This is a genomic window from Pseudomonas sp. SJZ103 (assembly GCF_007828335.1).
In the GTDB taxonomy this organism is placed as follows: Bacteria; Pseudomonadota; Gammaproteobacteria; order Pseudomonadales; family Pseudomonadaceae; genus Aquipseudomonas.
Genome location: NZ_VIUN01000001.1, coordinates 838,641 through 850,635 on the forward strand (window position 1 = coordinate 838,641; position 11,995 = coordinate 850,635).

The 11,995-nt window shown below is 61.8% G+C and carries 13 protein-coding genes; 8 read left to right on the forward strand and 5 right to left on the reverse strand.

Going from position 1 to position 11,995, the window contains the following annotated elements:
• Positions 1 to 16: 16 nt before the first annotated feature.
• Both FBY10_RS03970 and FBY10_RS03975 read right to left on the reverse strand, forming a co-directional pair.
• Positions 17 to 1,183: an MFS transporter gene (locus FBY10_RS03970; RefSeq protein ID WP_131697172.1), complete on the reverse strand. Its 1,167-nt coding sequence runs from the start codon at positions 1,181 to 1,183 to the stop codon at positions 17 to 19.
• A 13-nt stretch (positions 1,184 to 1,196) separates the two neighbouring features.
• Positions 1,197 to 1,523 (reverse strand): helix-turn-helix transcriptional regulator, encoded by a 327-nt coding sequence (locus tag FBY10_RS03975; protein WP_131697171.1) that lies wholly within the window; start codon positions 1,521 to 1,523, stop codon positions 1,197 to 1,199.
• 154 nt (positions 1,524 to 1,677) lie between these two features.
• Here FBY10_RS03975 and FBY10_RS03980 point away from each other — a divergent pair, with 154 nt between their 5' ends.
• On the forward strand, positions 1,678 to 2,262 hold the full coding sequence (locus FBY10_RS03980) for an ACP phosphodiesterase (RefSeq protein ID WP_145334962.1): 585 nt from the start codon (positions 1,678 to 1,680) through the stop codon (positions 2,260 to 2,262).
• 110 nt (positions 2,263 to 2,372) lie between these two features.
• Here FBY10_RS03980 and FBY10_RS03985 read toward each other — a convergent pair whose 3' ends face one another.
• Both FBY10_RS03985 and olsB read right to left on the reverse strand, forming a co-directional pair.
• Positions 2,373 to 3,164, reverse strand: a complete 792-nt coding sequence (locus FBY10_RS03985; protein ID WP_131697169.1) for a lysophospholipid acyltransferase family protein — start codon at positions 3,162 to 3,164, stop codon at positions 2,373 to 2,375.
• Complete coding sequence (gene olsB, locus FBY10_RS03990) at positions 3,164 to 3,919, reverse strand: L-ornithine N(alpha)-acyltransferase (RefSeq protein WP_145334961.1); 756 nt, start codon at positions 3,917 to 3,919, stop codon at positions 3,164 to 3,166. The genes FBY10_RS03985 and olsB overlap by 1 nt, the downstream gene beginning before the upstream one ends.
• Before the next feature lie 184 nt (positions 3,920 to 4,103).
• Between olsB and FBY10_RS03995 the strand changes: the two genes are divergently transcribed.
• From FBY10_RS03995 to FBY10_RS04010, 4 genes are all read left to right on the forward strand, one after another.
• Positions 4,104 to 5,177, forward strand: coding sequence for a serine hydrolase (locus FBY10_RS03995; protein WP_131697167.1), 1,074 nt, complete (start codon positions 4,104 to 4,106; stop codon positions 5,175 to 5,177).
• Entirely contained in the window at positions 5,174 to 5,488 is a 315-nt protein-coding gene (locus FBY10_RS04000) for an amidase (protein WP_131697166.1), read from the forward strand. The genes FBY10_RS03995 and FBY10_RS04000 overlap by 4 nt, the downstream gene beginning before the upstream one ends.
• A gap of 90 nt (positions 5,489 to 5,578) precedes the next feature.
• Positions 5,579 to 6,169, forward strand: coding sequence for a YceI family protein (locus tag FBY10_RS04005; RefSeq protein ID WP_145334959.1), 591 nt, complete (start codon positions 5,579 to 5,581; stop codon positions 6,167 to 6,169).
• Position 6,170: 1 nt separating this feature from the next.
• A complete protein-coding gene (locus tag FBY10_RS04010) occupies positions 6,171 to 7,328 on the forward strand; it encodes a phosphatidylserine/phosphatidylglycerophosphate/cardiolipin synthase family protein (protein WP_131697164.1) in 1,158 nt (385 codons plus the stop codon).
• Positions 7,329 to 7,394: 66 nt separating this feature from the next.
• Here FBY10_RS04010 and bglX read toward each other — a convergent pair whose 3' ends face one another.
• Positions 7,395 to 9,686: a beta-glucosidase BglX gene (gene bglX / locus FBY10_RS04015; protein ID WP_131697163.1), complete on the reverse strand. Its 2,292-nt coding sequence runs from the start codon at positions 9,684 to 9,686 to the stop codon at positions 7,395 to 7,397.
• 238 nt (positions 9,687 to 9,924) lie between these two features.
• Here bglX and FBY10_RS04020 point away from each other — a divergent pair, with 238 nt between their 5' ends.
• The 3 genes from FBY10_RS04020 to FBY10_RS04030 are packed head-to-tail and all read left to right on the forward strand — an operon-like array spanning position 9,925 to position 11,928.
• Positions 9,925 to 10,536 carry a LemA family protein gene (locus FBY10_RS04020; protein ID WP_131697162.1) on the forward strand — a complete coding sequence of 204 codons (612 nt, stop codon included), beginning with the start codon at positions 9,925 to 9,927 and terminating at the stop codon, positions 10,534 to 10,536.
• Positions 10,537 to 10,553: 17 nt separating this feature from the next.
• The gene (locus tag FBY10_RS32005) at positions 10,554 to 11,282 is read left to right on the forward strand and encodes a YgcG family protein (protein WP_145334957.1); all 729 of its coding nucleotides are present in this window, start codon (positions 10,554 to 10,556) and stop codon (positions 11,280 to 11,282) included.
• Positions 11,283 to 11,310: 28 nt separating this feature from the next.
• Complete coding sequence (locus FBY10_RS04030; RefSeq protein WP_131697160.1) at positions 11,311 to 11,928, forward strand: TPM domain-containing protein; 618 nt, start codon at positions 11,311 to 11,313, stop codon at positions 11,926 to 11,928.
• The last annotated feature ends 67 nt before the right edge of the window (positions 11,929 to 11,995 follow it).

An 11,995-nucleotide genomic window follows, 5' to 3' on the forward strand; every position in this document is an offset into this window, starting at 1 on the left:
TTCTCTTTGAAGTTGATCAGTTGGTCGCAGGGGCCAGGTCGGCATCGCCGCCCTGACGGAAAGTAATCAGGGTCACCAGCAGCGCCAGGATCGCCAGGGCGGCTGCCGCCAGAGGCACGTTGGTCAGGCCGAAACCGTGGGCAATCACGCTGCCGCCCACCCAGGCGCCGAGGGCGTTGCCGATGTTGAAGGCGCCGATATTCAGGGTGGACACCAGGTTCGGTGCGGCCTTGCCGAAGGTCACCACGTTGATCTGCAGCGCCGGTACGGCGGCAAACGAGGCGGTGGCCCACAGGAACAGGGTGATTTCGGTCGGGATCACGGCGACGCTGGTCCAGGTCAGCGCGGTGGACACCACCGCCATGCTGATAAACACGCCGATCAGGGTGGTCGCTAGGCGTTTGTCCGCCAGCTTGCCGCCGATGATATTGCCCACGGTGAGGCCCAGGCCGATCAGCAGCAGGGTCCAGGTCACGCCTTTGGGCGAGACGCCAGTGACATCGCCGAGCAGCGGCGCAACATAAGTGAAGAGGGTGAACATGGACGCGGCGAACAGCGCGGTCATGCTCAGCGACAACCAGATACCGGCACCCTTGAGGGCGGCCAGCTCGGCGCGCATGTCGAGTTTTTCTTCGTCACGCTTGGCCGGCAGGAAGCGGATCAGGCCGATCAGCGCTACCACACCAATCACCGTCACCGCCCAGAAGGTCGAGCGCCAGCCGGCTTCCTGGCCCAGCGCGGTGCCCAGCGGCACACCGAGCACGTTGGCCAGGGTCAAACCGGTGAACATCAGGGCCACGGCTGAAGCGCGCTTGTTGGCCGGCACCAGGTTGGCGGCGACCACCGAACCGATGCCGAAGAACGCACCGTGGCACAGCGCGGTGATCACACGGGCAAACATCAGCACGTTGTAGTCACTGGCCAGGGCGCAGAGCAGGTTGCCGATAATGAAGATACCCATCAACGCTACCAGGGCCGCCTTGCGTGGCAGCTTGGCGGTGGCCAGTGCCATGAACGGTGCACCGATGGCCACGCCCAGGGCATAGCCGGTGACCAGCCAGCCGGCGCCGGGAATCGACACGCCGAGGTCTGCCGCCACATCGGGCAACAAACCCATGATCACGAACTCGGTGGTGCCGATGGCGAAGGCGCTCAGGGCCAGTATGAGTAGCGAGAGGGGCATTATCGTTTCCTTGTTACAACGGCGCGCTGATTTCAGCGCTGAGTTCAGTGGTAAGCGCCGCGAGGAAGGCTTGGATCACTTCCTCATCGCGCTTGAAAAAGTGCCACTGCCCGGCCTTCTGGCTGCTGATCAGTCCCGCACGTTGCAAAGTGGCCAGGTGGGCCGACACGGTCGACTGGGACAAGCCGCAGCGCTGGTCGATTTGCCCGGCGCAGATGCCATATTCGTGGTTGTGCACTTGCTCGGGGAACTGCACTTTCGGGTCTTTCAGCCAGGTGAGGATGTCTCGTCGTACTGGGTGTGCCAGGGCTTTTATTATTTCGTCGAGGTCGATGGACATGGCAGGTGCTCGGTGTCGTAAAGCGTTATATCGCGATGAGGCGAACTTTAAATCGTTATATCCCGATATACAAATATGATTTTGCTCTGATATCAGGCTAAATCGGTATATCGGGTTATAACGATACGTTGATGGCAGTGCTAAACTGCGCGGCATGAATTATCTCGCACATCTGCACCTGGGCGGCCAACTTCCTGCGCAACTGCTGGGCAGCCTCTATGGCGACTTCGTCAAAGGCCGCCTGCAGGGCCAGTTCAGCCCGCAAATCGAATCGGCGATCCAGTTGCATCGCTCGATCGATCGCTTCACCGACAGCCACCCGTTGGTGGGGGAGGCGTTGTCGCGCTTCAGCCTGACTCGCCGGCGCTATGCCGGGATTGTCCTCGATGTGTTCTTCGATCACTGCCTGGCGCGGGATTGGGGGCTGTACGCCGACCAGCCCCTGGAGCACTTCACCTCGCAGGTGTACCGCGTATTGGCTGCCGAACCGCAGTTACCGGGACGGCTGGCGCAGATTGCGCCGTCTATGGCCGCGGATGATTGGTTGGGGTCGTACCGCGAGTTTGCGGTGATGGAGCCGGTGTTGCGCGGGATTTCGCGGCGGCTGACACAACCCCAGGAATTAGGGTGTGCGATGCAGGAATTGCGTGAGTTGTATGAACCGTTGAGTGAAGACTTCCGGATCTTCTACCCCGAACTGCAAGCCTTCGCGCATAACCACCTGACAACACAAAGCTAAATGTGGGAGGGGGCTTGCTCCCGATTACGGTGTGCCAGCCACCACTGATGCTGGCTGATCCACTGCTATCGGGAGCAAGCCCCCTCCCACATTTGAACTGTGTTCACATCTCAGGCTGCGAAAGCCGGTCGAGCATGCACTTGTTCAGTCTCCGGCACCGGCCCAAACAACGCCTTCTGCACCGCCTGCTGCGCCTGGAACGCCAGCGCCGCACGTTCCTGCCCGGCGCAGGCAATCGGCTTGAGCACATGGATTTCCACATCGCCCTGGTCATTGCCGAACAGGCGCATCAGGTGCGAGAGCAAATCGTCATCGCCAATAAACGGTGCCAGCGGGTCGATCTGCCCATCGCGCAGATAACGGATGGCCACTGGTTGCAGCGACACATCCGCGTCAATCGCACTGGCCAGCAAGCGCCCGTGGAAGGTGCGCAGGCTGCGGCCGTCGGTGGTGGTGCCTTCGGGGAACATCAGCAGCGGGTGCTGTTGTTCCAGATGGCGGGTCATCTGCTTGCGGATCAGCTGGCTGTCACCCGAACCGCGACGGATAAACAAGCTACCGGCCTTTGCCGCCAACCAGCCGGCCACCGGCCAGGTGCGCACTTCGGCCTTGGACAAAAACGACATCGGCGCCACTGCGCCCAGCAACGGAATATCGGTCCAGGACACGTGGTTGCTCACCCACAGCATCGGCGTTTGCGGTACCTCGCCGTGCACGGTCACGCGAAAGGGCAGGGCGTTGGTCAGCCGCGCCATGAAGAACCGCGACCAGCGCTGGCGGCGCACCATCGAGTTGGCCACGCCCAACCGTTCGAATACGCCGAACACACTGGCCATGCTCAAGCCCAGCGCCACTACCACCAGTACGCGGGCAATGCGCCCGTACACGCGCAGGCGGCTCATCACATGGCCGCCTTGAAGTGGCGTGCATAGCGCGGGCATAGCTCATCGCGCTTAAGCAGGATGAACACGTCTGCCACCTGGAAATCTTCATCCCAGCACGGCTCGCCGCAGATCTTCGCACCCAGGCGCATATAGGCCTTGAGCAGCGGTGGCATCTCGGCGATTACGTTGGTCGGCAGGTCCAGCGCCGGCAACGGTTTTTTCGGCTCGGCGCGCAGGTGTTCATTGCACAGGTAGCGTTCGCGCAGGCGCTGCATGATCGCGTGGGCCTGGATGCCGCCGTCGTGCATCGGGATGCTCGCGCAGCCCATCAAGTAGCTGTAGCCGCCCTGGTTGAGCACTTCGGCCAGCTCGCCCCACAACACGGCGATGGTGCCGCCGTTGCGGTAGGCCGGGTCGACGCAGGTGCGGCCGATTTCCAGGATCGGGCCCTGCAGATGCAGCAGGCCATGCAGGCTGAATTCTTCTTCGCTGTAGAACCGGCCCAGGGTGCTGGCGGCCTGGTGATCGAGCAAACGGGTGGTGGCGACGAGTCGACCGCTGTTCAAGTCCCGCACGCCGATGTGGCTGCAGTGAACATCATAGTCATCCATGTCCAGGCCATGTTCCGCGCCTTTCAGCTTGGCGTTGAACTCGCCGCTGAACACGTTGAACCGCAGGGCCTGGGCTTCCTGCAACGCTTGTGCGCCAACCAGGCGTTCGGCTTGCAGACGGCGTTCATTGCCGGTGTCGCTGATGCGGGCGATCTGAGTCATGGCGAATCTCCGAGTGCCAGCCACGTTCCGGCCGGTCGACTTGTTTGTCCAAACTCAGGCTATGTAGGCTCGGTGTCATCTCCATGAAGTTATGGTGACGCTTGGATGACAGCCTCCCTGTAGCAAATCTGTCATCGCCCTCGGCTAGGCTCGCGGGCTTGAATGCTCCGTTGAGTGTGTGTCCATGGTCAGAGGCCTGCTGTGCGTTGCCCTGCTGTTCGTCACCGTTACCGCCTGCGCTGAAACCTGGCCTGACAAGGAGTGGGCCAAGGGTACGCCGCTCGCCGGCCCCGCTGTCGACGCCCTTGACGCCTACGCTTTTCCCCCGCGTGATGACACCACCCGCCAAGGCATTCGCACCGATGCGCTGCTGGTGATCCGCGACGGCGTGGTTGTCTATGAACGCTACGCCGCGCCGACCACGGCCAGCACGCCGCACCTGACCTGGTCCATCAGCAAAAGCCTGATGGCCACCGTCTTGGGTGTAGCCTACGGCGACAACCGCTTCAAATTGACCGACCCGGTGTCGCGTTTTTACCCGCCGATGAAACAGCACCCCAAGGTGACCATGGCCGACCTGCTGCACTGGGCCTCGGGCCTGGACTGGCAGGAAGACTATGAATACGCGCCGCTGAAGTCCTCGGTGGTTGCGATGCTCTACACCCGTGGTCGCGCCGATATGGCCGAGTTCGCCGCCAACACCGAATCCTTCAGTGCACCGGGCCAGGCCTTTCGTTATTCCAGCGGCGACAGCAATATCCTGTCCGCCGCGCTCAAGGGCATGCTCGGCCACAAGGCCTACATGAGTTACCCCTGGGACGCGCTGTTCAAACCGCTGGGCATTCACAACGCCACCTGGGAAACCGATGCCGACGAAACCTTCGTCGCCTCGTCCTACGCTTACCTCACCGCACGTGACCTGGCGCGAGTCGGCCTGCTGATGGCTCGCGACGGGCGCTGGGGGAATCAACAATTGCTGCCCAAAGATTGGGTCGCTTTCAACCGCCAACCCTTCGACAAATACGCCGCAGGCCAGGACGAAGCCGTCCCCGGTGGCCAATGGTGGCTCAACCAAGGCGCTCCAAGACCCTGGCCCGATGCCCCCACCGACACCTTCGCCGCCCTCGGTCATTGGGGCCAGGCGCTGTACGTGATGCCCGACGAACATCTGGTCATCGTGCGTTATGGCGATGATCGCGACGGCAGTTACCGCCACAACGAACTGCTCAAACGCGTGCTTGCGGCGGTGCAACCATGATTCGTCGTCGGCCGTTTACCAGCCTTTTTCTGGTGCTGTTGCTCGCCCTGTCGGGCTGGGTTTGGCACGAGCGCGTCAACCTGCAAGCCTTCCCCGACATCATCGCGGCCTATACCGCCAAGGAGTATTGCTCGTGCCGCTATGTGGCGAACAATCCAGCCGACTATTGCCGGGGTTATGTGAAGCAGTACGTGCCCACGAGTGCGTTCAGCGACAACCCGGAGCGCAGTGAAGTGACGGCGAGCGGGTTGGGGCGTACGCACAGCGCGCGGTGGTTGGGGGAGCGGCAGGGCTGTCGTCTGAATCCCTGACACCGCGCAAGCCAGCTCCCACATTGGATTTGCGCCGTTCGTGACATTGCGCTTAAGGTTCGTGCAGGTTTTTCGCCCTACGAGTCCTTAATGTTCAACGCGTCTTTAATCAAACCCCTGGCCTTTGCCCTGCTGGTCGCTGCCGCCGTACCCGCCCACGCCGACTGGTATCTGGATAACGAATCCTCACGCCTGTCGTTCGTCACCACCAAAAATACCGAGATCGCTGAAGTCCATCGCTTCCTGGTGCTGCATGGCAAGGTCGACAGCAAGGGCGCGGCGCAATTGGAAGTGGAACTGGAGTCGGTCAACAGCGGCATTCCGCTGCGTGACGAGCGCATGCGCAATCAGCTGTTCGAGATCAAGACCTTCCCCGAAGCGCTGATCAGCGCACAGATCAATCTGCAACCGATCAATGACCTGGCCCCCGGCGCGCAACTGGAACTGCGCTTGCCCCTGAGCGTCACCCTGCACGGCAAGACCCAGACCTACAGCGCCGAGTTGTTGGCCACGCGCCTGGATGACCGGCGTTTCCAGGTGGTGACCTTGGAACCGGTGGTGTTGCATGCCGAGGATTTCGACCTGGCGCCGGGGGTGGCGGTGTTGCGCAAAGCGGCCGGGCTCAAGTCGATCAGTTTGTCGGTACCGGTGGGTGCGGTGCTGATTTTTACGGCGCGCTGACATGAGCGGCGCAGTGTTCCCGTGGCGCAGCGCCAACCGTTTCGAGTTGTTGATCGACGGCCCGCAGTTTTTTCCGCAGATGCTGGTGGGCATTGCCCGGGCCGAGCGGCAAGTGGAGTTGGAGTTGTACCTGGTGGAGGCCGGAGCCTGCGCCGAAGCCATGGTGCAAGCATTGGTGCTCGCGGCCGAGCGCGGCGTGCGGGTGCGTTGTCTGTTTGATGATTACGGCAGCCTGGCCTTTACTCTCGGGCTGCGTAAACGCCTGACGGATGCCGGTGTGGAGCTGCGTTTCTACAATCGCCTGAGCTGGCGCCGCTGGATGCGCAACCTGTACCGCGACCACCGCAAGCTGTTGCTGATCGACCAGGAAACTGCCGTGGTCGGCGGCACGGGCGTCACCGATGAGTTCTGGACGCCGGGGCAAGACACCGCCGACTGGCATGAAGTAATGGTGCAGATCAGCGGCCCGCTGGTGCTGGACTGGCAAGCGCTGTTCGAGCGGCAATGGCACGCCAATGTCGCGCGCCGTGCGTGGAAGCCCGCCACCCATTTCGGTCTGCCGCGGTTGCCCAAGGTGCCGGCGACGGGGCCAGGCCTGGGCCGAGTGGCCTACGCTGATGCCCGACAGCACCGCGACATCTTGCAATCGCTGATCCGCGCGCTGAACAGCAGCCAGCAACGTATCTGGTTCGCCACGCCGTACTTCCTGCCCACTTGGGGCGTACGCCGCGCGTTGCGTCGGGCAGCAGGGCGCGGGGTGGATGTGCGCCTGCTGCTCACCGGCCCGCGCACCGATCACCCGTCCGTACGCTACGCAGGGCATCGTTATTACCCACGCTTGCTGCGCTCAGGCGTGCAGATATATGAGTACCAGCCGTGCTTTTTGCACCTGAAGATGGTGCTGGTGGACGACTGGGTGAGCATAGGCTCGTGCAATTTCGATCACTGGAATCTGCGTTTCAACCTGGAAGCCAACCTTGAAGCGTTGGACCCTGAGCTGACGCAGGCGGTGGCGGCGAGTTTTACCGCGGATTTTGCCCAGAGCCAGGTGGTCAGCCTGGAAGCGTGGAAGGCGCGGCCATTGTGGCGGCGGGTGAAGCAGCGAGTGTGGGGTTGGATTGATCGGTTGGTGGTGAACCTGCTGGATCGACGCGGCTAGCAAGAACACTGAGATCAAATGCGGGAGGGGGCTTGCCCCTCCCTCATTTTTTGACCGCGTCAGGCGTTAGAGCAGTTCGAAGGTCTGCTGCTGTACGTCCTGGGAGTCCAGGCCGATCTGCACATTGAACTCACCCGGTTCGGCCGCAAACTTGAGCTGGGTGTTGTAGAACTTCAAGTCTTCCTCGGTGATGGTGAAGTGCAAGGTGCGCTCTTCGCCAGCCTTGAGCATGACTTTCTGGAAGTTCTTCAGTTCCTTGATCGGACGGATCATCGAACCTGCCACGTCCTGGATATACAGTTGCACCACGGTTTCGCCGTCGACCTTGCCGGTGTTCTGCACCGTGACGCTGGCGTCGAGCTTGCCGGTCTTGTTCAGGGTGGTGGACGACAGCGCCATGTCCGACAGGCTGAACGTGGTGTAGCTCAGGCCATAGCCAAACGGGAACAGCGGCCCGGTGGTGTCATCGAAGTACTGTGAGGTGTAGTTGCCCGGCTTGCCCGGGGTGAATGGCCGGCCGATGGTCAGGTGGTTGTAGTAGGTCGGAATCTGCCCCACGGAGCGTGGGAAGGTGATCGGCAGTTTGCCCGACGGGTTGTAGTCACCGAACAGCACGTCGGCAATGGCGTTGCCGCCTTCGGTACCGGCGAACCAGGTTTCCAGGATGGCGTCGGCCTGCTGGTTCTCTTCCAGGATCGACAGCGGACGGCCGTTCATCAGCACCAATACCAGCGGCTTGCCGGTGGCCTTGAGGGCCTTGATCAGGTCGCGCTGGCTTTGCGGGATGTTCAGGTCGGTGCGGCTGGAAGATTCGTGGGACATGCCACGGGATTCACCCACTGCGGCGACCACCACGTCGGCATCTTTGGCGGCCTTGACCGCTTCGTCGATCATCACCTGCGGCGCGCGCTTGTCATCCACCACTTCCGGGGCATCGAAGTTGAGGAAGTTGAGGTAGTCGACCACGGCCTTGTCGTTGGTGATGTTGGCGCCACGGGCGTAGATGATTTTGCCTTTCTCGCCGATCACCGCATTCAACCCGTCGAGCAGGGTCACCGATTGCGCAGGCTTACCGGCAGCCGCCCAACTGCCCATCATGTCGATCGGGGCCTTGGCCAGCGGGCCCACGAGTGCGATGGTCGCGGATTTTTTCAGCGGCAGGGTGTTGTTCTGGTTTTTCAGCAACACCAGGCTGCGGCGCGCCACATCACGGGCCTCGGCACGGTGCAGGCGGCTGTCGGCGTAGGTGTCGGCCGGGTCGTCCTCGGCCTTGCCGATGCGCAGGTACGGGTCCTTGAACAGGCCCATGTCGTACTTGGCGCCGAGCACTTCACGCACGGCGTTGTCGATGTCGCTCTGTTCGATCTCGCCGGATTTGAGCAACCCCGGCAGTTCCTTGCCGTACAGCGAGTCGTTCATGCTCATGTCGATACCGGCCTTGATTGCCAACTTGGCGGCTTCACGCCCGTCCTTGGCCACGCCGTGCTTGATCAGCTCGAAGATCGCCCCGTGGTCGCTCACGGTCAGGCCCTTGAAGCCCCAGTCCCTGCGCAGCAGGTCGTTCATCAGCCAGGTGTTGGCGGTGGCAGGTACGCCGTTGATCGAGTTCAGCGCCACCATCACACCGCCGGAACCGGCCTTAATCGCCGCGTGGTACGGCGGCAGGTAGTCCTGGTACATCTTGACCGGGCTCATGTCGACGACGTTGTAGTCACGCCCGCCTTCCACTGCGCCGTAGAGGGCGAAGTGCTTGACGCTGGCCATGAGGCTGTCGGCATTCGCGGGGCTGGTGCCCTGGAAGGCCTTGACCATCACTTCGGCAATCCGCGAGACCAGATAGGTATCTTCACCGAAACCTTCGGAAGTGCGACCCCAGCGAGGGTCGCGGGAGATGTCGACCATCGGCGCAAAGGTGATGTCGAGGCTGTCGGCGGCGGCTTCCTGGGCGGCGATGCGCCCGGAGCGGCCGATGGCGTCCATGTCCCAGCTGGAGGCCAGGGCCAGGCTGATCGGGAAGATCGTGCGGTGGCCGTGGATCACGTCATAGGCGAAGAACATCGGGATCTTCAACCGGCTGCGCATGGCCGCGTCCTGCATCGGACGGTTTTCCGGGCGGGTGATGGAGTTGAACGTGCCACCGATGCGGCCGGCGGCGATTTCCTTGCGGATCAGCTCACGGGGCATTTCCGGGCCGATGCTGATCAGGCGCAATTGGCCGATCTTTTCATCAAGGGTCATCTGCTTGAGCAGGTCGCTGACGAAGGCGTCCTTGTCTTTAAGCGCAGCAGGCTTTGTTTCTGCCCAGACGGGGTGGGTGGCCAGAGTGGCAACAAGGCCGAGCAAACACAGCTTCTTCATGAATATCCTTTTTCGGCTCACTGCACAGCGATTAGGCTGATCGGCCAAAATGTGGGGAGCGTCTATTGTTGTTCGGGTGTTGTTCAGATAAATGCAGCACACTCTGAACTCTTTTTCGCGCTGGGCATCTTTGTAGCTGATTGGCTCGATGCAATCCAGTGGTGGCGGATTATGCCCCAAGCGCGCGGTTTATAGGGTTAGTCGTCACATTCCATAAAGTTTGGGCAGGAGAAACACCATGCAAGCAGCACAACATTACCGCTGGGGCTTCAAGGCCGCGGCTTTGCTATTGATCAGCACAGTATTGAGCGGCTGCGGCATCAATAACATTCCGACCCTGGACGAACAGGCCAAGGCTGCCTGGGGCCAGGTGCAGAACCAGTACCAACGCCGCGCCGACCTGATTCCCAACCTGGTGGAAGTGGTCAAGGGTTACGCCGCCCATGAGCAAGACACCCTGACCGCCGTGATTGAGGCGCGGGCCAAGGCCACCTCGATCCAGGTGGATGCCAGCACCCTCGATAACCCGGAAAAACTCAAGCAGTTCCAGCAGGCCCAGGACGGTTTGAGCGGTGCCCTCAGCCGTTTGATGGTGGTGTCCGAGCGCTACCCGGACCTGAAGGCCAACCAGAACTTTCTGGCCCTGCAATCCCAGCTTGAAGGCACCGAAAACCGCATCGCCGTGGCCCGTCGCGATTTCATCCAGGCCGTACAGGCGTACAACACCGAGATCCGTACTTTCCCTGGCCGCTTGTGGCACAGCGTGATGTACAGCGATCTGCCGATCCGCGCCACCTTTGAAGCCACCAGTGCCGATGCCGATAAAGCGCCGCAAGTGAAGTTCAAATAGGCTGCACTGAGGTGTCGATGCGTTTATTACGGATAGGCCTGGCGCTATGGATGCTGGCCTGCGTGGGTGTGGCCCAGGCAGCGCTGACGTTCCCGGCGTTGACCGGACGGGTGGTAGACACCGCCCAGATGATCGACCCGGCAACGCGCGAACACATCACCCAGCAGTTGCAGGCGCTGGAACAGACCCGTGGCGACCAGATCGTGGTGGTCACGGTGCCCGACCTGCAGGGCGTGCCCATCGAGGACTACGGTTACCAATTGGGTCGCCAGTGGGGCATCGGCCAGAAAGGCAAGGACAACGGCGCATTGCTGATCGTCGCCCGTGATGAGCGCACGTTGCGCATCGAAGTCGGCTATGGCCTTGAAGGTGTGCTCACCGATGCGCAGTCCTGGGTGATCATCAACCAGGTGATTGCCCCCAAGTTCAAGGCCGGTAATTTCAGCCAGGGCATCAGCGACGGCGTGGCGGCGATGGTGCAGGTGGTTGGCGGTGAACCGCTGGCGGTGCCGGCGCATGTGGCGGATGCCAACTTTGCCAAGGATAATCCCGGCTTTTCCATCGGGCTGTTCATCCTGCTGATCGGCGTGTTGTGGCTGTGCAATCGCATGGGCCTGCCGGTAGGCGCGATCCTGCTGGCGATCCTCAGCAGCAGTGGACGCGGCGGCGGTGGCGGAGGAGGTGGCGGCGGTTTCCGAGGCGGTGGTGGTGGCTTCGGCGGCGGCGGCGCGTCGGGCGGCTGGTAATGACAATAATTAGAGAGCAACTACAACCATGGCATTACTGACTGAACACGAGCAGCGCCAAGTCGCCGAAGCGATTGCCCGGGTCGAAAAAACCACCGACGCCGAACTGGTCACCGTGCTGGCGGCCCGCGCCGACGACTACGCCTACATCCCCCTGCTGTGGGCCAGCCTGATCGCCTTGGTGGTGCCGGGCGTGGTGCATTACTTGTCGGGCTACCTGACCATGTACACCTTGCTGCTGGCGCAGTGGGCGACGTTCATCGTGTTGTGCCTGGTGTTTCGCCTGCCCAAGGTGACGACCCGCCTGATCCCGCGCTCGGTGCGCCATTGGCGTGCATCCAACCTGGCGCGCCGGCAGTTCCTGGAGCAGAACCTGCACCACACCCTGGGTAGCACCGGGGTGCTGATTTTTGTCAGCGAGGCCGAGCGTTATGTGGAAATCCTGGTGGACGACGGCATCTCCAGCCGCCTGGATGACAGTCATTGGGATGGGATCGTCAAGGCGTTTACCCAGCAGGTGAAACAGGGGCAGACGCTGGCTGGGTTTATTGCCTGCATTGAGGCGTGTGGCGAGTTGCTCAAGGTGCATGTGCCGGTGACTCAGACACGTAATGAACTTCCCAACCGCCTGGTCGTACTCGAATAGAACATCCAACACTGGAGATCAAATGTGGGAGGGGGCTTGCCCCCTCCCACATTGGGTCCCAAGAGGT